The sequence below is a fragment of the Phenylobacterium sp. Root1290 genome (assembly GCF_001425305.1).
In the GTDB taxonomy this organism is placed as follows: domain Bacteria; phylum Pseudomonadota; class Alphaproteobacteria; order Caulobacterales; family Caulobacteraceae; genus Phenylobacterium.
This window is the reverse complement of sequence record NZ_LMEE01000003.1, coordinates 681,311-698,923: the sequence shown is the minus strand read 5'-3', so window position 1 is coordinate 698,923 and position 17,613 is coordinate 681,311. Positions and strand designations below refer to the sequence as shown.

The window sequence follows — 17,613 nt, the reverse complement described above, 5'->3', positions numbered from 1 at the left end:
CCCAGAGATCGCTGGCGTCGAAGGTTACTCCATACCGCCTGCGACCCCATGGGCGAAAGTGCCAGAGCGTCCGATCCGTTCCCGATTAGGAACGTCCCGCAGCCCGGGGCGTCGCGATCGCCGCCTGGGCCGGCTTGTCGGCCGGCTTTTCAGGCGGCTTCTCCGCCACGATGGCGGCCTTTTCGGTCGTCGGAACGGCCGGCTTGTCGGCGACCGCCGGCTTGCGGCCTTCCAGGAACCGCTTCTGGGCGGCGAGGATCCAGAGATAGGGCAGCACGGCCTCTTCGGCGAACCGATAGCCGCGGCCATACTCGTCCTCGTGCGTCTCCAGCAGCATGTGCTTGGCGGCGAGCTCTTCGATCGTGGCCTTGAAGCTCGCGGCGTTGGCGGCGCTCGGATACACCGCATCCACGTCGCGGTCGTCGAAGCGGCCGTTGTTGAACAGCGCCGCACCGGCCATGACGCCCAGCACGTGACGCACGCCGGTTTTGCCGGCCTGGTCGATCTGCAGCAGCGTGTGCTTGGAGATCCGGCCACGGAACTCGGTCAGCGCCTGATCCACCGCCTGCGAGACGTCCTCGACGGCGACATGGGTGCGGCCCTTGTCGATGGCCGCCAGGCCCGAGTGGTGGCTCAGCAGGCTGGCGAGATAGGGCGAACCGTTGGCGACGAACACGATGAAGTCAGTCGCCGCCTTGTCGTAGGTCAGGCCGCTCAGCTCTTCGCCGTTCTCGACCAGGTGGTTGACCTCGGACGCGCTCATCTTCGGCACCTGCAGGGCGAAGATGTTCCGGCGGATCGACGGAATGTGCTCGACCAGCTCGGTCAGGTCGGCGGCCACGCCCGCAATCACCAGCTGGGTGCGAATCGAACGGTCGGAGAGGTTCTTGATGAGTTCGGCGATGTTGCGGCGGAATTCCGGAGAGTCGCAGACGTCGAACTCGTCCAGCACCACCAGAACGCGCGTGCCAGTCAGCTTGGCGAACAAGTCGGCGACTAGGCGCGGGGTCAGCGTCGTCGTCGGCAGCAGGTCGGCCAGCGTGCCGCCGCGTTCCGCCGCGTCGGTCGTCGGCGCAAAGCCGCTGTGGAACAGCAGGGGAATGTCCCCGGCCACGGCGCGGAAGATTTCGTCGAAGGTCGAGCCGGCGCCGCACGAGCAATAGACCACGATGTAGCGGGCTTCTTCGGCCGCCTGGGTCAGAACGTGAACCAGCGAGGTCTTACCGATCCCGCGCTCGCCGTACATGATCACGTGGACACGCTGGTCCTCGATCGAACGGATGAGCGTGGTCAGCACGTCGGTGCGGCCGGCGAACATCTTGCGATCGGTGATCGGCTGCGAGGGCGTGAACGCACTGCGCAGCTTGATACGCGCGCTGGCGAAGCGGTCGTTCAGCCGCGGGCTCAGCTGGTCGCCGGCCATCGACTGGAAGCGCGGAAACGCGGCGTCGACCGGCTTCTTGGCGGACACGCCTTCACGCGCCGTCGGCGGCGCGGCGAAGACAAGATTCGGCTGGGGTTTCTGGGCAGCTTTCGGCTTGCGCCCCATCGAGCGCGCCATCAGGCTATTGATCCAACTCACGGCGCCTCCAAGCACGCATGCTGCGGTGCATCTGCGGTATCGACGGTCTACGACTGCAGGTCCGACCCCGCCACCCGTAAACACGTTGATTGTGGCGAAATCTTAAACCGGGGCGAGTTGAGTCAACGTTAATCGCCGTCTTTTCTCGCCAAGCTTTACTGAACAACTTCGCGCTCCCGGCCGTCATGCCTTCGGGCGAGCAGCTCCGAAAGCACTTCGGACACCTTGTAGGCAGCCACGCCCAGGACCACGGAAACAAGCAGCACCAAGGGAACATTCTGGATGTGCAGCATGTGCAGGAACACGTGCACCGGCACTCCGTGCGTTAGATAGATGTAGAAGCTCGCCGCTGCAATCAGACCGATAGTTCCGTGCAGCGCATTCGGCAGGCTCAGCCGCGGCGCCCAGAGGATCAGTCCCGCCGCCGCCGCAAACCAGATGGCGTGGGTGACGTTAGCGGGGAACTGGAACCGCCCCCAGATGTCCATGGGCCCGGCCACCTGGAGCCCGGCGATGGCCAGGCAGACCAGCGTCAGCAACAACTTGCGGCCGGGGGTCGTGGCCCGGTGCAGGCACCAGCCGAAGGCCAGCAGATAGAAGATGCTGTCGGGCGTGCGTTCCAACAGGAACTCGTGCGGCAAAACCAGCGTCGCCACGACCCGGAACGCCAGCGCGCCGCCCAGCAGCGCGAGGCCGAACTCCCAGGGCTTGCTGGTCGCGAACCTGCGCACCGGCCCTATCGCGAACAGCAGCGCGAAGATGACCATGCATTGGAACAGCACTTCCAGGAACCAATATGGCTCCAGGAAACTGCCGAACCGCCCGAACAGATTGCTGACCAGCAGCAATGACGGCACGTCGAACGACTTCTCAGCCGCCAGATACAGGCACAGGACCAGGTAATAGGGCGCGATGATCCGCTGGAAGAAGGACACCAGCATCGCCCACCCGCCGCCCTCGTTGAGGCGCGAGCCCTGGTAACGCGAGAAATTGAAGCCTGAGAGCAGCAGCAGCACATGGGCGCTGCCCCCGACGGGCCAGGCGGAGGCGTGGGCGATCACCACGCTGATGATCGCCACCGCGCGGATGACGATCTCGGATTCGATACCGCGCAGACTGAAGGGGCCAAGGCGACGGGTCTTGGCGCGATTGGCCAGGAGTTGCAGTTCGGCGATGCTGGTCTCTTCCCAGCGGTCGGGCAGGAACCCGAGGCGGCGCTCGACGTCCAGCGACAGGGCGACATAGCCTAGCGAGTCCCCGCCCAGGCTTACGAAGCTGTCGGCCGGGGTCACCGTCGCGCGCGGGAACGCATGCCGGAAGGCGGTCTCGATAGCCTTGCCCGGGCCGGCCCGCACGGCTGAACGCCGTCCAGCCTGGGCCTTCGCCGCCGCCAACACGGCCTGATAGTCCATCTTGCCCGAGCTGAGCGTCGGCAAATCGTCATAGGCGACGACCTCGATCACCGAGGACGGCAGATCGAGTTCCTGCGCCAGGTCTTCGGCGATCATCCGCCCGTCACTGGCGAGAACGCCGACGGCCAGCATCTCGTCGCTGCCGGTCGCGATCGCCCGTACGCCCTTGCGCTGCAAGCGCCCCTCGACCTCGTCGAAACTGATGCGCAGGCCAAACAGCTTCGCGAACCGGCTCTTGCGCCCGACGATGCTATAGAGCCCGTTCCGGCCGCGGACGGCCAGGTCGCCAGTGCGCAGCTCAGACACCTCCCGCCCCTTGGCGAGGTCGGCCTCCTCGAGCGCGTAGCCGAGCATGACGTTCGGACCGCGATAGACCAGCTCGCCCTGGCGGTCGGCCGCTTCGATGACGCGGCCGTCCTCGTCGATCAGGTGAAACTCGCCGCCAGGGATCGGCATGCCGATGCATCCCGGGTTATCCAGCAGCTGCTGCGGCGGCACGTAGGCCATCCGCGCCGTCGCCTCGGTCTGGCCGTACATGACGTAGAAGCGCACGCCCGCAGCCTGCGCCCACTCGGCGTAGGCCTTCGCGGTCTCCGGCGGCAGTCGCCCGCCCGCCTGGGTCATGGAGCGCAGGGTCGGCAGTTCCCGCTGCTTCAGCCCGACCCGATCGAACAGTTCGTAGGTGTAGGGAACGCCCGCCAGCGACGTGACGCCCTCGGCCTTGGCGAACTCCCAGAACGTCTCGTCGACCACCGAGCGGCCGGTCAGCAGAATCGCCGCCCCCGCCGCAAGGTGCGAGTTCACCACGGACAGACCGTAGCTGTAGTGGATCGGCAGCGTCGTGGCGGCGCGGTCCTGCGGCGTCACCTGCAGATATTCGCCAATCGCCAGCGCGTTGGCCTCGACCGACTCTCGCGCCAGCCGGACCAGCTTCGCCGCGCCCGTCGACCCCGAGGTCGACAGCAGCACGGCCAGATCCTCATGCAGCGCGCGCGGGCCTGGCGGCCCGGCTTCGACGACCCAGCGCCCCGCGGATTTGAAATAGCGAAGGCTCGGCCGATAAGTCTCGATGGTGCGCTGAAGCTGCCCGCCGCCTTCGCCTCCGGCCATGATCACCGGATGGCCATGCCGCAGCGCAGCCACATAGGCGATCAGCGGCGCCAGTTCGTTGGCGGCCTCGATCAGCAGCAGATGCCGGCCCGGCGGCAGCGTCCGCGCGAACTCGTCGGCCCGCGCCGCAAGCTCGGCGTAGCTGAGACGCTCGCCGGCGTCGGTGACCACCGCCAGCGCACGGCCATGCTCCTCGAGCCGGCCGGCGAACGTGGCCGTAAGCGGAGCAGTCATATCGGAAAGACTCAACGGCCAACTCCCGCCTCGACCAGTTCCGCTTGCGTCGAGCGCCTCATGCGTCGCCGCCATCAAAAAGGAAGGCGCTGCGCCCCCCAGGCTCTGGTCAGAACTTCAAATTGAACGGCTTCAGGACGTAGGCGACATAGGCGAGCACCGCGACAATGATCGCGAACGCCGCAGCCCCATGGCCCTCGTTGCCGACGTAGTTCGCCAGCGCGCACCCGACGCAGGCCGGGAGGTACTGGAGGATGTTGTCTTTGGGCTCTTCAGCCGCCGTCGATCTTTGCAGGAACAGCACGATCAAAGCCCCGAAAATCGCGACCGTCACCCAATCGTAGATCGTCTGCACGACACCAGCCCCTAAGCAATGCTGCCCAAACCCGAGCAGCCGGCGGCCTGCATAAATCAGGCCACTCGCTAACCGCAATCCGTAGGATAGCCGAATCCGGAACGACGCTACGTGAAAATTGCAGATCTATGATGAACGTAAGTTAAGCCTGAGCTCGAAATCTGGAATTTGTTGTAGCCCGGGAAATGAATCTTAACTCGCACGGTAGAGGTTGCTGTCTCGTACACACTGAACTGGCGAATTTGGCGGTGACCCGATCCACCCCGGACATTGAGCGGCGGCGCAGGAGCCGCACTCCGTTTCGCCTGGCGCGGCGTGCGGGCGAACGCGCACGAGCGCTGGGCGTGGACGTCGACCTGGTGCGGCCGGAAGAGGTCATGCACTACATCGTCCAGGCGGTGCAGACCCGCAGCCCCAGCCGCATCGCCAACCACAACGCCCACAGCATCTACCTGACCAAGAAGAACCCGCAGTTCGCGGCCTTCTTCGAGCGCGCCGACCTGATCGAGGTCGACTCCACGCCGCTGATCTTCTTCACCCGCATCCTTGGGCTGCACAGTCGGCGCTTCCACCGCTGCACCTATCTAGATTGGCGTGATCACTTCTGGAGCGTCGCGGCCCGCAAGCACTGGCGCGTCTTCTACCTAGGGGGCGCACCGGGCGTGGCCGAGGAAGCCGCCCGCCGGCTCGCCACGCGCTATCCCGGGGTTAAGATCTCGGTTCGGGACGGCTTCTTCGACATGACGCCGGGATCGGCCGAGAACGCCGCGGTGCTCAGGCAGATCGGCGAGGTCGCGCCGCACATCCTGTTCGTCGGCATGGGAATGCCGCGGCAGGAGATCTGGATCGACCGCAATCAGGATATGTTGCCCGCTACGGTCACGCTGTCGGTGGGCGCGGCCTTCGACTACGAGGCCGGCGTGCAGACCCCAGCGCCCCGCTGGATGGGCGGCCTCGGGATCGAGTGGCTGTTCCGCCTGGTCGGCGATCCACGCCGCTTGTTCGCCCGCTATTGTATCGAGCCCTGGTGGCTGATCCTGCCAGCCCTGGGCGACGTCGCACTCGCCGCTCGCGAGGGCCGCCTCTTCCGCAGCCCCAAGCGCAATCCGGCCGCACAACCGGCCGAAGACGCCCGGAAAGCCGCCTAAGCGTTCTCGACTTCGCGGATATTGTCGATGCCGGCGTCCTTGAGCGCCGCCACCAGCTCTTCCAGCGCCTGCGCCAACTCGTCCTGATCGCGGCTGCGCAGCACCAGGTTCGAGCCGTACACCCCGTCGCCAAAGAACGGATAGCTGCCCAGCGACATGTCCGGATGGGCCTTGGCCACAGCTTCCAGGGGCGCTGCGATAACGCCCTCGCCCGAGCCTTCGACCCGCACCGTCCGCGCCACCGTCACCGTTCCGCTGCGCAGCCGCCAGCCCACATCCTCCAGCATGCCGCGCATGATCGTCGGCACCCCGGCCAGCACGAAGACGTTGCCGATGGTGAAGCCGGGGGGCCCCTGCACCGGGTTCTTGACCAACTCGCCGCCGACCGGCACCCGCGCCATCCGGCGACGGGCGGCGTTCAGTTCCACGCCGCCCCAGCGGGCGGTCATCATGGCGATGATCTCGGGATGCTCGATCAGTTCGACCCCGAACGCCGCCGCCACCGCGTCGGCGGTGATGTCGTCGTGCGTCGGGCCGATGCCGCCGGTGGTCAAGACGTAGTCGTAGCGCTCGCGAAGGGCGTTCAGCGCCGCGACGATCTCTTCCAGCACATCGGGCACCGTCCGCGCCTCGGCCAGGTCCACGCCCAGCACGCCGAGATACTTGGCGATGTCGCGCAGGTTGGTGTCCTGCGTCCGCCCCGAGAGGATCTCATCGCCGATGATCAGCACCGCGGCGGTCACCCGGCCGTCCGTCGAACCCGCCATACGCACCTCCGCAACGCCCGTCATTCTGTCGCACCTGACTAGTGGCGTCCGGGGACGCGCACAACCTGTCATGAGACCGGCGCTTTGCGCGAGCGGCGCTTGCGATGCTAGCCACAGGGCCGACCATCACCCGAGGGACCTGCCCGTTGGAATTCGCCCAGCCTCTCGTTCGCGGCCATCTCGTCAGCCGCTACAAGCGCTTCTTCGCCGATGTCGTGCTCCAGGATGGCACGCCGCTCACCGCCCACTGTCCCAATCCGGGCGCGATGCTGGGCCTCAACGTCCCAGGCCTGCCGGTCTGGCTCTCAAAGTCGGACGACCCCAAACGCAAGCTCGCCCACACTCTGGAGTTGGTCGAGGCCGACGGCGGCATGGTCGGGGTCAACACCATGCATCCTAACCGCCTCGTCGCCGAGGCCCTGGCCGCCGACGCCATCCCCGAGGTGACGGGCTACGCCACCCATCGGCGCGAAGTGAAGTATGGCGCCGCCTCGCGCGTCGACTTCCTGCTGGAGCACCCGGAGCGCACGCCCTGCTGGCTTGAGGTCAAGAACGTCCACCTTCGCCGCGGCGGCGCCCTGGCCGAGTTCCCCGACTGCGTCGCGGCCCGCTCGCTGAAGCATCTGGCCGAGCTGAAGGCCATGGTCGCCGAGGGCCATCGCGCCGTGATGCTGTTCGTGATTCAGCGCACCGATTGCGACGCCTTCGCCGCCTGCGCCGACCTCGACCCTAAGTATGCGGCCGGCCTGATCGACGCCGCGCGGGCCGGGGTGGAAGTCCTGTGCTATGATTGCGATATAAGTCCCAGCGCCATCCGCATCGCCCGCCCGGTTCCCTGGCGAGACGCGGCGCTCACGGAAGCCGAAAGAGTACTGCCATGACCGACGTCCTCGAAGCTGAGCACCGCACGGGCCAGATCCGCATTCACGGAGCCGAAGGCTTCGAAGGCATGCGCGTCGCCGGCAAGCTGGCCGCCGAGTGCCTCGACATGCTGACCCCGCACGTCGTGCCCGGCGCGGTGACCGAGAAGCTGGACGACCTGGCCCGCGAGTTCATCCTCGATCACGGCGCCATCCCGGCCTGCCTGTTCTACCGCGGCTACGGCAAGACCACCTGCATCTCGCCCAACCACATCGTCTGCCACGGCATCCCGGGCGACCGCGTCCTGCGCGAGAGCGACATCGTCAACATCGACGTCACCGTCATCGTCGACGGCTGGCATGGCGACACCAGCCGCATGTACGGCGTGGGCGAGATCGCCCCGCGTTCCAAGCGCCTGATCGACGTCACCTACGAGGCGCTTCAGCGCGGCCTCGACCAGGTGAAGCCCGGCAATCGCACCGGCGACATCGGCCACGCCATCCAGCAGTACGTGGAGTCCATGCGCTGCTCGGTCGTCCGCGACTTCTGCGGCCATGGCCTGGGCAAGGTGTTCCACGACGCCCCGAACATCCTGCACTTCGGCCAGAAGGGCACGGGCGAGGTGCTGCAGCCGGGCATGTTCTTCACGATCGAGCCGATGGTGAACCTGGGCAAGTACCAGGTGAAGCTGCTGGCCGACGGCTGGACGGCGGTGACCCGCGACAAGTCGCTGTCGGCCCAGTGCGAGCACTCGATCGGCGTGACCGAGACCGGCTACGAGATCTTCACGGGCTCGCCGGCCGGCATCTTCCAGCCCCCCGTCCAGAGCGCCTGACGCCCGCGCGGCAGGGTTGCGAGACCCTGCCGCTGCACGCCCCTTGCCAAGCTCGAACAAATGACGAACATTGTTCGTCATGGACGGATCGAGACATCTGGCCGAGGCGCCCCAGCCCGACCTCTGGTCGGCGGAACCGACGCGCGCGGCCAAGGCGCCGCGGCCGCACTTCCATGGTCACCGCGACCGCCTGCGCGAACGCGCGGGCCGCGACCTCGCCGCCCTCCCCGACTACGAGCTTCTCGAGCTTCAGCTCTTCCGCTCGATCCCGCGCGGCGACGTCAAACCGCTGGCCAAGGCGCTGCTGGCGCGGTTCGGCTCGCTGGCCGGCGTGCTCGGCGCCTCGGCGGCCGAGCTGCGCAGCGTGCCTGGCGTCGGCGAGAGCGTGGCCTTCGACCTCAAGCTGCTCAGCGAGATCGGCCTGCGGGTCGGCCGCGCGGCGGTCGGCAAGCGCCCGGTCATCAGCTCCTGGAGCCAGTTGCTCGACTATGTGAAGCTTGGCCTCGCCCACGCCCCGCGTGAGCAGTTCCGCGTTCTCTTTCTCGACAAGAAGAACCAGCTCATCGCCGACGAGGTGATGAACCACGGCACCGTCGACCACGCGCCGGTCTATCCGCGCGAGGTCGTGCGACGGGCGCTGGAGCTCTCGGCCAGCGCCGTGATCCTGGTCCACAACCACCCGTCCGGCGACCCGACGCCCTCCCAGGCCGACATCACCATGACCCGGGAGGTCGTCGAGGCGGCCCGCGCCCTGCGCATCGCCGTCCACGACCATCTGGTCGTCGGCCGCGACGGCGTCGCCAGCTTCCGCGCGCTCGGGCTCTTCTGACAATCCGCTGAAACTAAGAACAATCGACGCCTGGGGGCCGCCGCAATGATCCGAAACGCTCTTCTGCTAGCCGGCGCCATGACGCTGGTCCTGACCGGCGCCGCTGGCGCGCAGACGCTTGACGCCGCATCCGAGATCGACCCGGTCGCGGCCGTCTGCATCGGCCAGGGCGGCGAAGCGACCGAGGCTCGTCTGGCCGCCTGCTCCGAAATCGTCGAGACCTTCGAGGGGGCGGCCGCGCAGGCCTGGGGGCTAAGTATGCGCGCCGCCATCCAGGAGGACATGGGCCTTTCCGAGCGCGCGCTGGCCGACGCCGACAAGGCCGTCCGCCTCAATCCGAACGAGGCGTACGGCTACTTCGTTCGCGCGATCGTTCTCAGCGGAAACGGCGACAACAAGCTCGCCCTCGCCGATGCGGAGCGGGCGGTGAAGCTGGAGCCTAATGGCCTCTATCTTAGGCTTCGTGCGGATCTGCGGGACGAAGCCGGCGACACGGCAGGAGCTCTGGCGGACTACGACCGAGCCATCGAGCTCAGCCCAACTAATTCGTTCTACTTCGTGTCGCGCGCGCATCTGCGGGACAAGTTGAAGGATCGCGCCGGCGCGCTCGCCGATCTCGACACGGCAGTGAAGATGTCCAACGGCGAGCCGTCCCAATTGGTCCTACGCGCTGATTTCCTGCTCTATGCGGGCCGGTACGATGAAGCCAAGGCCGGCTATGATCAGGCTCTGGCCAAACGGCCCGACTATGTCTGGGCGATCACCGGCCGCGCTAAACTGCTTCAGCAGCAAGGCGATCTCACCGCCGCCAAGCTGGAATTGGATCGTGCGCTCAGCCTGAAGACAGACGACGCCGACGTCTATCTTGAGCGCGGCTGGCTTCGCTACGCAATGGACGACATGGTGGGCGCCAGGAGCGATATGGACCGGGCTGTGGAGCTCGATGCTGAGAACGCCCTGCTCGACCGCGCCCAGCTGTTCTTGCGCCTGAAGCAGTACGATCTTGCCTTGTCCGACCTTGCGCGCGCCCCGCAGTCGGCCGACACAACGGTCGCACGCGCCCAACTGTTCTCCGAACAGCAGGACTGGACGCGCGCCATCGCCGAGGCCGACCGGGCCGTGAAGCTGGAGCCAGAAAGCGTCGCCGCGCTGAACAACGCCTGCTGGATTCGCGGGGAGGCCCAGCGGGACCTCAACCGCGCCGTCACGATCTGCACCAAGGCGGTGAAGCTCGCCCCCGACGACTTCGCGCCGCTCGACAGCCGGGCCTTCGCCCATCTGCGGCGCGGCGACCTCCAGAAGGCGCTTGCCGACGCCGACGCCGCGCTGCGCCTCCATCCCGCCTCCGCCGAAACGCTCTATCTGCGGGGCGCGATCAGGCTTCGCCTCGGTCAGAAGGCGGAGGGCGAGGCCGATCTCGCGGCAGCCCGAAAGCTGGACGCCAAGGTCGAGGCGCAATACGCCAGCTATGGCCTGCTGCTCTGAATCTGGTGCCCCCTCCCGGACTCGAACCGGGACGCCATACGGCAAAGGATTTTAAGTCCTCTGCGTCTACCAATTCCGCCAAGGGGGCGCCGAACGTTCGGTACACGTGATCGCGCGCGCACCGCAAGCCGCGGACGCCGCGGCGCGGCCTCTGGCTCCCGGCTTGCTTGACCATATCCTGCGGTCCCGATCCGGGACGCCAGGAGAGGCACATGGGCGAACTGGCTTACGCGATCGATCCGGCTGACGACGGCTGGCGCTGGCGGGTGTTCGACTACGAGGGCGAACTGGTCGCCGGCGGCGTGGCGCCCAGCCAGGCCGAGGCCGAATCCGCCGCCGTGGCGCTGTTCCACGACGGCGTCAGCGCCGCCTCCGCCATCTAACCCTTCGGCAGGGCGGCGACCGCCTCGCGCAACGCCGCCAGCCGCGGCCCGTCGGCCGGATGGGTCGACAGCACCTCGGGCGGCTGCGGCTGCTTTTCGCCTTCGGCCGCCATCCGCTCGAAGAACCGCACGGCCCCGGCCGGGTCCATGCCCGCCCGCTGCGCCAATTCCACCCCGACCCGGTCCGCCTCCAACTCGTGATTGCGCGAGTAGGGCAGGATCACGCCGTACATCGCCCCCATGCCCAGCGCCCCGGCGATCTCGCCGGCATGTTCGCCGTACTCGCCGTTGGACAGCACCGCCTGCAGCACGTTCACTCCCAGCTCGACCGCCATCTGCTGGCTGACCCGCTCGGAGGGATGCCGCGCCAGGACATGCCCGACCTCGTGCCCCAGCACGCCGGCCAGTTCGTCGTCGTCCTGCACGAAGTCCATCAGCCCCCTGAAGGCGCCGATCTTGCCGTTCGGCAGCACGAAGGCGTTGATCTCCGGCCGATCGAAGACCACGAACTCCCAGTCCAGGTCGGGGCGGCCGCTGGCCTGCACGATCTTGCCGCCGACCCGCGCCAAGCGCGCCTGCAGTTCCGGATCGTCCGCCGCCGGGGTCTGCGCGCGCATGTCGGCCCAGGCCTGGTCGGCCATCTGTGTCAGGGCCTCGTCGGGCACCACCGCAAACTGCGCGCGCCCGGTCTCGGTGTTTTCGGAACAGGCGACCAGCAGCGCGCCGGCGGCCAGCACGCCCAGCAGGTTGCGGATCACGCTCACGCCTCGGCGCGCGCCGCCGCCTCCCACTCGCGGAACTCCGGCGTCGCCAGCAGCCGCGTCGCATAGGCGCCGCAGGCTCCGTCGTCCCCATAGTCCGACAGGTGCACCCCGTAGGTCCGGAACCGCGAGGCGACGGGCGTGTAGAAGGCGTCTGCAATCGACCATTCCCCGCCCAGATAGGGTCCGCCCGACCGGCGCAACAGGTCCGACCACATAGCGACGATCCGGCGCACGTTCCTTTGGGTGGCTTCCGAGAGGGTGGCGACCTTCGGTTCGGCCTCCAGCGCCATCGGGCACTCGCCGCGCAGCGACTGGAAACCGGAGTGCATTTCCGCGGCCGCCGCACGGGTCAGGGCGCGCAGTTCGGCATCCGCCGGCCAGAGCTTTGCCTCGGGAAATTTTTCGGCCAGGTATTCGCAAATGGCCAACGAATCCCACACGGTAAGACCGCCGTCCTTCAGCGCCGGCACCAGCCCGGACGGCGAGTGCGGCAGGATCGCGGCCTCGGTCTTTCCATCGTCCTGGCGCAGCCCGACGAGGGTCTCGGTGAAGGCCGCCCCGGTGTGTTTCAGCACCAGCCAGGGTCGCAGCGACCAGGTGGACCACCGCTTCGTTCCGATCACGAGTTCCATAGGCCGCTCCTTTTCCTTGCGTCAGCCTATTGCCCAAGCCCCGGGCGCCTCGTCTAGAGTGCGCGGATAATAAGAAATTCAGTTCCCCAATTTTCTGCAGGAAACGCCATTCATGACCGAGACCGCCGCGCCGTCGGTTGAACCAACAGCTCCGCCTGTCGCCTCGGCGGTCAGCGCAGCACCATATTCAGCCTCTTATACCCGGTATGCGATGTTCCTCCTTTTGGGGATCTACATCGTCAACTTCCTCGATCGCGCCGTGGTCAACATTCTGGCCGAGCCGATCAAGAACGACCTTGGCCTCGCCGACTGGCAGCTCGGCCTCATGAGCGGCCTCGCCTTCGCGATCTTCTACACCGTCCTGGGCATCCCGATCGCCCGCCTGGCCGAACGCAAGAACCGCCCGATGATCATCGGCACCGCCGTGGCGGTGTGGTCCGGCTTCACCGCCCTTTCGGGCATGGCTCAGAACTTCGCCCAGCTGGTGTTGTTCCGAATCGGCGTGGGCGTCGGCGAAGCCGGCTGCACCCCTCCGGCGCACTCGCTGATCGCCGACTACGTGCCGAAGGAAAAGCGCGCCTCGGCCCTGGCCTTCTATTCGATGGGTACGCCGCTCGGCGGCCTCCTCGGCCTGGTCATGGGCGGCCTGATCGCCGACGCCTACGGCTGGCGCGTCGCCTTCTTCGTCGCCGGCGCCCCGGGCATCCTGTTCGCCCTGCTCTGCTGGTTCACGCTGAAGGAGCCCCGCAAGCTGATCGCCCAGCACTCGGCCGCCATTCAGGCCAACCAGGCGACCTTCGGCGAGACCCTCAAGTACCTCGGCACCAAGAAGACCTTCTGGCTCATCGCGCTCGGCGCGGCGATCAAGGCGTTCATCGGCTACGGCCACGCCCCGTTCACCGCTTCGTTCTTCCTGCGCGTCCACGGCGAGGAAGTCTCGAACCTGGCGGCCGGCTTCAACCTCCAGTCCATCGGCTTCCTGGGCCTGGCCCTGGGTCTGATGGGCGGCACCGCCGGCGCCATCTCCGCCTATCTCGGCGGCCAGATCGCCGACCGCTACGCCAAGAAGGACCTGCGCGGCTACGTGTCGGTCCCGGCCATCGCCTCGCTGCTGGCGGTGCCGATCTACATCATCGCCGTCAGCGTCCCGTCGGCTTCGGTCGCGCTGTGGATCCTGGTGATCAACGGCCTGCTCGGTTCGCTGTGGTACGGCCCGGTCTACGCCATCGGCCAGTCGATCGTGCCGCCGCACATGCGCGCCACCACCTCGGCGATCCTGCTGTTCACGATCAACCTGATCGGCCTGGGCCTCGGCCCGCTGGCGGTCGGCATCCTGTCCGACGTGATGAGCAACGGCTTCGGTCTGGGTTCGGCCCAGGGCGTGCGCTGGGCGCTGATGCTGTCGACCTGCTTCGGCTTCGTCGCCTTCGGCCTCTTCTGGATGGCCCGCAAGACCATCCGCGAAGAAATGGTCAGCTAGGACTAAGCGGGGACGCTTCGGCGTCCCCGCACCCTCGCTCCGCTGGTATGCCGCCTCAGTGCGGCAGGAACACCAGCCAGAACGAGGTCACCGCGAAGATCACCCCGAAAACCAGGTTCAGCCACCGGGCTCGCCGCACCGGCCGCCCCGTCGCCGCCTGGATCAGGAACACCGCCGCCGCCAGCGCGCAGCCCGCGCCGGCCAGCCAGAACTTCGCCGGCGGCGCCAGGAAGATCGCCCCGGCCACCATGGCCAGCGCAACCGCCCGCCCGATCAACTCGGGCGCCAGCCGCCTTCCCGTCTTTCCACCGTCTTCAGTCATCGCTGTCCTCGCTTGCCTGCCTGCGCTGGCCTTTGCCACGGCCGACCTTCGACGCCAACGGCGCCGCGAGCATGACAGAAGCGGCGGGCCAGCGGTTTCATGCGCGCTTGCCGAGCTGCGCGTTCCTCAGGAGAATGCCGTGGTGACCAAGCTGATTTTCGACTGCGACCCGGGCGTCGACGACGCCGTCGCCCTCTTCATGGCCTTCGCCGCGCCGCAAGACCTGGAGATCCTCGCCATCACCACCGTCGGCGGCAACGTCGCCGCCGATCTGACAGCCCGCAACGCCGCCATCATCCGCCAGATCGCGGGACGCGAGGACGTGCCGATCCATGCCGGGGCCAAGGTCCCGCTGATCCGCCCGCCGCTCGACGCCGGCGACTTCCATGGCGAGAGCGGGCTGGGCGCCTTGCCGCTGTTCGCGCCGACCAAGGGCGTCGAGGAGGGGCACGCGGCCAACGTCATAGTCGACCTCGTCATGCGCCATGGGCCCGGCGAAGTGACCCTCGCCGTGACCGGCCCCTGCACCAACCTGGCCCTGGCCATGCGGCTGGAGCCGGACATCATCGAGCGCCTGGGCCTAATCGTGGTCATGGGCGGCGCCCGGCGCGAGGGCGGCAACGTCACCGCCTCGGCCGAATACAACATCTGGGCCGATCCCCACGCCGCCGAGGTGGTGTTCTCTTCGGGCGCGCGGTGCGTGGTCATGGGCCTGGATGTCACTCACCAGGTCCGCTCCGACCCGGCCCGCATCGCCGCCATCGCCGCCATCGACACGCCCGCCGCCCAGGCCAGCGCCAACCTGTTGGCCTTCTCCAGCGCCCTGGAGCGCGACATCGTCGGCGGGGCCGGCGCACCGATCCACGACCCCTGTGTGATCGCCTACATCCTCGCGCCTGAACTCTTCACCCTGCGTCCCTGCCAGCTGAAGGTAGAGACCTCGTCACGGCTGACAGTGGGACACACCGCCGTCGAGTTCGGCTTGCAGGATCCGGCTGCGGCGCGGATCTTCTGGGCCACGCATGCGGACGCCGACGGCGTCTTCGCTCTGCTGAACGAACTGCTCGCCCGATGACCTCGATCACCGTCATAGGCTCGGTCAACCTGGACTTCGTGGCCACCGCCGCGAACCTGCCCGCGCCTGGCGAGACGGTGACCGGCGCGACTCTGGCCCGCCATCCCGGCGGCAAGGGCGCGAACCAGGCCCTGGCCGCCCGGCGGCTCGGCGCAGACGTGACCCTGGTCGGCCGGGTCGGCGCCGACAGCATGGCGGAAGAGGCCCTGGCCCTGCTGGCGGCCGAGGGCGTCGATCTCGATCGGTGCGCGGCGGACGCGCTCGCCGCCACCGGCGTCGCCCTGATCGCCGTGGCCGCCGACGGCGAAAACCAGATCATCGTCGCGCCCGGGGCCAACGCCGCCTTCACCCCTGACCAGCTGGGCGCCCCGACCAGCGAGGCCCTGATCTGCCAGCTTGAGCTGCCCGTACGGACCGTCGCCGCCGCGGTCGCCCAGGCGCGCGGCTTCGTCTGCCTCAACCTGGCGCCCGCGGCCCCGCTGCCGCCGCAGACCTTGGCCCGCGCCGACCTTGTCGTGGTCAACGAGACCGAGGCGGCCTTCTACGGCCAGGCGCTGCACAGCATCCCCGGCCTGGTCGCCGTCACCTGGGGCGCCAAGGGGGCCGGACTGTTCCAAGGCGGACGCCAGCTCGCAACCGCCGTCCCTCCGCTGGTCGAGGCCGTGGACGCCACCGGCGCCGGAGACGCATTTGTCGCGGCCCTCACCCTGGCCTTGCTGGAAGGCCAGTCACATGAGGCCGCCCTAGTCTTCGCCTGCGCCGCGGGCGCGCTGGCCGCGACCCGCCCCGGCGCCCAACCCTCGCTGCCGAGCCGCGCCGAGGTCGAGGCCAGGCTTCAGCGCGGCGGCGCGCCGATGTAGTCCAGCTTGCCGACGCCCACGCCTTGGCTGCGCAGGATCCCGTGCGCGATCGCCACGTGGAAGTAGAAGTTCGGCAGGGCGAAGCCGAGCAGGTAGTCGTCGCCGCGGAACACATGCTTGTTTCCAGGGCCGAAGTTCAGCTCGATCGTCCGGCTCTCGGCGCCGTCCAGCGACTTGGCGTCGATGGTCTCCAGATAGGCGATGGTGTCGTTCACTCGGCCGATCAGCTGGTCCAAGGTCGTCTCGGTGTCGGGCATCGACGGCGCCTGGACGCCGCTCAGCCGCTGGCCGGACAGCTTCGAGGTGTCGCTGGCCCGCTGGACCTGACCGGCCAGGGGCAGCATGTCGGGCGCCAGCTGCGCGCTGACCAGAGCGTTCGGATCAGTCCCGTTGGCGGCCGCGTGCGCCGCGCCCTTCTCCAGCAGGCCGCGAAGCGCATTCAGCCCCCGCACGAAGACCGGGATCGAGGCTTGATACATGGACAGGGACATGGCGCGCTCCAGCGACAGCAGAAAACCAGGGCCGAATATGGTCGGCCTACAGCTCAGCTGCAACGGCCCCGACCAACGGTAGCGGCGCGGACGCGGCCTCCTCCAGCAGCCAGTCGCGGAACGCCGCGGTGACCGGCCTCGCGGCCGACTTCGGCGTCACGAAGTGGAACCGCGCCGGGGTCGGCACAAAACCATAGGGCGCCGCTAGCCGGCCCGACGCAACATCGCCCGCCACATAGATCCAGGGAGACACCCCGGCGCCCAAGCCCGCGACGGCCGCCTCCAGCATGTAGAACAGATGCTCGTATTCGCGGTGCTCGACGCCGGCGTCGATCGTCACGCCGGAATGCTCGGCCCACTCGCGCCATGCCTGTCGGTGTGGCCGGGTGTGCAGCCGCGGCGCGGCCGCCAGGCCCAGCTCCGCCAGCCGCGGCGACATCACCGGACCATGAAAATTGTCGAGGAACGGCGTCGCCTCCAGCCCCTCGCCGACGACACTCTCCGCAAGCCGGATCGCCGCGTCGAACGGATCGCGGCCGAAATCGACCGGGCCATAGGCCTCGGTGACTCGGATGTTCAGTCCCGGATGGCGCGCGTGAAAGGCCGGAAGCCGCGGGATCAGCCATCGCATGGCCAGGGTGCCGACGCAGGAGACATGCAACTCCCGGTCCGCCGCCGACTTCAGGCTCGTGAAGGTGCGCTCAATCCCCTCGAACGCCGAGGCCAGGCTCTCGGCCAGGTCCAGCCCCGACTCGGTCAGCCTCAGGCTGTTGCGCGGCCCCTGCGTCAGCCGCACCCCGCACAGCCGCTCCAGACTACGGACCTGCCGGCTGATGGCGCCGTGGGTGACGCAGAGCTCGTCGGCGGCCAGGTTCATCCGCCCCAATCTCGCAAACGCCTCGAAGGCGCGCAGGGCGGTGAGCGGCGGCAGGTTTCGCTTAGGCATGTGACCTCAGATCACAGACATATCGTGGTTATACGCTACGCC

General features: G+C 68.0%; 18 protein-coding genes and 1 tRNA gene. 9 read left to right on the top strand and 10 right to left on the bottom strand.

What is annotated here, in order from left to right:
* Window positions 1-85 precede the first annotated feature (85 nt).
* The 3 genes from ASC79_RS17950 to ASC79_RS17940 form a co-directional block, all read right to left on the bottom strand.
* Window positions 86-1,582: an ATP-binding protein gene (locus tag ASC79_RS17950; RefSeq protein ID WP_156378358.1), complete on the bottom strand. Its 1,497-nt coding sequence runs from the start codon at window positions 1,580-1,582 to the stop codon at window positions 86-88.
* A 155-nt stretch (window positions 1,583-1,737) separates the two neighbouring features.
* A complete protein-coding gene (locus ASC79_RS17945) occupies window positions 1,738-4,338 on the bottom strand; it encodes an AMP-binding protein (protein ID WP_056021213.1) in 2,601 nt (866 codons plus the stop codon).
* A gap of 109 nt (window positions 4,339-4,447) precedes the next feature.
* Complete coding sequence (locus tag ASC79_RS17940; protein ID WP_056021216.1) at window positions 4,448-4,693, bottom strand: XrtV sorting system accessory protein; 246 nt, start codon at window positions 4,691-4,693, stop codon at window positions 4,448-4,450.
* 248 nt (window positions 4,694-4,941) lie between these two features.
* On the opposite strand from ASC79_RS17940, the gene ASC79_RS17935 reads away from it, so the two are divergent.
* Window positions 4,942-5,841: a WecB/TagA/CpsF family glycosyltransferase gene (locus ASC79_RS17935; protein ID WP_235528874.1), complete on the top strand. Its 900-nt coding sequence runs from the start codon at window positions 4,942-4,944 to the stop codon at window positions 5,839-5,841.
* Here ASC79_RS17935 and ASC79_RS17930 read toward each other — a convergent pair.
* A complete protein-coding gene (locus ASC79_RS17930) occupies window positions 5,838-6,608 on the bottom strand; it encodes a competence/damage-inducible protein A (protein ID WP_056021219.1) in 771 nt (256 codons plus the stop codon). The two genes, ASC79_RS17935 and ASC79_RS17930, sit on opposite strands and share 4 nt — an antisense overlap.
* Window positions 6,609-6,712: 104 nt before the next feature.
* On the opposite strand from ASC79_RS17930, the gene sfsA reads away from it, so the two are divergent.
* The 4 genes from sfsA (at window position 6,713) to ASC79_RS17910 (ending at window position 10,618) form a co-directional block, all read left to right on the top strand.
* Window positions 6,713-7,489 (top strand): DNA/RNA nuclease SfsA, encoded by a 777-nt coding sequence (sfsA, locus tag ASC79_RS17925; RefSeq protein ID WP_056021222.1) that lies wholly within the window; start codon window positions 6,713-6,715, stop codon window positions 7,487-7,489.
* Complete coding sequence (gene map, locus ASC79_RS17920; protein ID WP_056021225.1) at window positions 7,486-8,304, top strand: type I methionyl aminopeptidase; 819 nt, start codon at window positions 7,486-7,488, stop codon at window positions 8,302-8,304. Before sfsA ends, map begins: the two co-directional genes overlap by 4 nt.
* Before the next feature lie 79 nt (window positions 8,305-8,383).
* Window positions 8,384-9,133 (top strand): DNA repair protein RadC, encoded by a 750-nt coding sequence (gene radC / locus ASC79_RS17915; protein ID WP_082532230.1) that lies wholly within the window; start codon window positions 8,384-8,386, stop codon window positions 9,131-9,133.
* Between the two features lie 45 nt (window positions 9,134-9,178).
* On the top strand, window positions 9,179-10,618 hold the full coding sequence (locus tag ASC79_RS17910) for a tetratricopeptide repeat protein (protein ID WP_056021229.1): 1,440 nt from the start codon (window positions 9,179-9,181) through the stop codon (window positions 10,616-10,618).
* Between the two features lie 3 nt (window positions 10,619-10,621).
* On the opposite strand, the gene ASC79_RS17905 is transcribed toward ASC79_RS17910, so the two are convergent.
* Window positions 10,622-10,706: transfer RNA gene (locus tag ASC79_RS17905), tRNA-Leu, on the bottom strand.
* 124 nt (window positions 10,707-10,830) lie between these two features.
* Between ASC79_RS17905 and ASC79_RS21175 the strand changes: the two genes are divergently transcribed.
* A complete protein-coding gene (locus ASC79_RS21175) occupies window positions 10,831-11,001 on the top strand; it encodes a hypothetical protein (RefSeq protein ID WP_156378359.1) in 171 nt (56 codons plus the stop codon).
* Here ASC79_RS21175 and ASC79_RS17900 read toward each other — a convergent pair.
* Both ASC79_RS17900 and ASC79_RS17895 read right to left on the bottom strand, forming a co-directional pair.
* Window positions 10,998-11,765 carry a M48 family metallopeptidase gene (locus ASC79_RS17900; protein ID WP_156378360.1) on the bottom strand — a complete coding sequence of 256 codons (768 nt, stop codon included), beginning with the start codon at window positions 11,763-11,765 and terminating at the stop codon, window positions 10,998-11,000. The two genes, ASC79_RS21175 and ASC79_RS17900, sit on opposite strands and share 4 nt — an antisense overlap.
* Window positions 11,762-12,397, bottom strand: a complete 636-nt coding sequence (locus ASC79_RS17895) for a glutathione S-transferase family protein (RefSeq protein WP_056021235.1) — start codon at window positions 12,395-12,397, stop codon at window positions 11,762-11,764. Before ASC79_RS17895 ends, ASC79_RS17900 begins: the two co-directional genes overlap by 4 nt.
* Before the next feature lie 211 nt (window positions 12,398-12,608).
* Here ASC79_RS17895 and ASC79_RS17890 point away from each other — a divergent pair, with 211 nt between their 5' ends.
* On the top strand, window positions 12,609-13,877 hold the full coding sequence (locus ASC79_RS17890) for an MFS transporter (protein ID WP_235528754.1): 1,269 nt from the start codon (window positions 12,609-12,611) through the stop codon (window positions 13,875-13,877).
* A 55-nt stretch (window positions 13,878-13,932) separates the two neighbouring features.
* On the opposite strand, the gene ASC79_RS17885 is transcribed toward ASC79_RS17890, so the two are convergent.
* Window positions 13,933-14,199: a hypothetical protein gene (locus ASC79_RS17885; RefSeq protein WP_162244297.1), complete on the bottom strand. Its 267-nt coding sequence runs from the start codon at window positions 14,197-14,199 to the stop codon at window positions 13,933-13,935.
* A 142-nt stretch (window positions 14,200-14,341) separates the two neighbouring features.
* On the opposite strand from ASC79_RS17885, the gene ASC79_RS17880 reads away from it, so the two are divergent.
* Window positions 14,342-15,274 (top strand): nucleoside hydrolase, encoded by a 933-nt coding sequence (locus ASC79_RS17880; RefSeq protein ID WP_056023564.1) that lies wholly within the window; start codon window positions 14,342-14,344, stop codon window positions 15,272-15,274.
* Window positions 15,271-16,134 (top strand): ribokinase, encoded by an 864-nt coding sequence (locus tag ASC79_RS17875; protein WP_056021243.1) that lies wholly within the window; start codon window positions 15,271-15,273, stop codon window positions 16,132-16,134. Before ASC79_RS17880 ends, ASC79_RS17875 begins: the two co-directional genes overlap by 4 nt.
* Here ASC79_RS17875 and ASC79_RS17870 read toward each other — a convergent pair.
* Together ASC79_RS17870 and ASC79_RS17865 are read right to left on the bottom strand one after the other, a co-directional pair.
* Window positions 16,110-16,625, bottom strand: a complete 516-nt coding sequence (locus ASC79_RS17870; RefSeq protein ID WP_056021246.1) for a DUF1993 family protein — start codon at window positions 16,623-16,625, stop codon at window positions 16,110-16,112. The two genes, ASC79_RS17875 and ASC79_RS17870, sit on opposite strands and share 25 nt — an antisense overlap.
* 46 nt (window positions 16,626-16,671) lie before the next feature.
* Window positions 16,672-17,571, bottom strand: coding sequence for a LysR substrate-binding domain-containing protein (locus tag ASC79_RS17865; RefSeq protein WP_056021249.1), 900 nt, complete (start codon window positions 17,569-17,571; stop codon window positions 16,672-16,674).
* Between the last annotated feature and the right edge of the window lie 42 nt (window positions 17,572-17,613).

Bases quoted from the DNA above. Each gene is read 5' to 3' on its own strand.
- ASC79_RS21175 (WP_156378359.1), top strand. From the start codon at position 10,831: ATGGGCGAACTGGCTTACGCGATCGATCCGGCTGACGACGGCTGGCGC.
- map (WP_056021225.1), top strand. From the start codon at position 7,486: ATGACCGACGTCCTCGAAGCTGAGCACCGCACGGGCCAGATCCGCATT.
- ASC79_RS17885 (WP_162244297.1), bottom strand. From the start codon at position 14,199: ATGACTGAAGACGGTGGAAAGACGGGAAGGCGGCTGGCGCCCGAGTTG.
- ASC79_RS17910 (WP_056021229.1), top strand. From the start codon at position 9,179: ATGATCCGAAACGCTCTTCTGCTAGCCGGCGCCATGACGCTGGTCCTG.
- radC (WP_082532230.1), top strand. From the start codon at position 8,384: ATGGACGGATCGAGACATCTGGCCGAGGCGCCCCAGCCCGACCTCTGG.
- sfsA (WP_056021222.1), top strand. From the start codon at position 6,713: ATGCTAGCCACAGGGCCGACCATCACCCGAGGGACCTGCCCGTTGGAA.
- ASC79_RS17865 (WP_056021249.1), bottom strand. From the start codon at position 17,571: ATGCCTAAGCGAAACCTGCCGCCGCTCACCGCCCTGCGCGCCTTCGAG.
- ASC79_RS17930 (WP_056021219.1), bottom strand. From the start codon at position 6,608: ATGGCGGGTTCGACGGACGGCCGGGTGACCGCCGCGGTGCTGATCATC.
- ASC79_RS17870 (WP_056021246.1), bottom strand. From the start codon at position 16,625: ATGTCCCTGTCCATGTATCAAGCCTCGATCCCGGTCTTCGTGCGGGGG.
- ASC79_RS17890 (WP_235528754.1), top strand. From the start codon at position 12,609: ATGTTCCTCCTTTTGGGGATCTACATCGTCAACTTCCTCGATCGCGCC.
- ASC79_RS17895 (WP_056021235.1), bottom strand. From the start codon at position 12,397: ATGGAACTCGTGATCGGAACGAAGCGGTGGTCCACCTGGTCGCTGCGA.
- ASC79_RS17875 (WP_056021243.1), top strand. From the start codon at position 15,271: ATGACCTCGATCACCGTCATAGGCTCGGTCAACCTGGACTTCGTGGCC.
- ASC79_RS17945 (WP_056021213.1), bottom strand. From the start codon at position 4,338: ATGACTGCTCCGCTTACGGCCACGTTCGCCGGCCGGCTCGAGGAGCAT.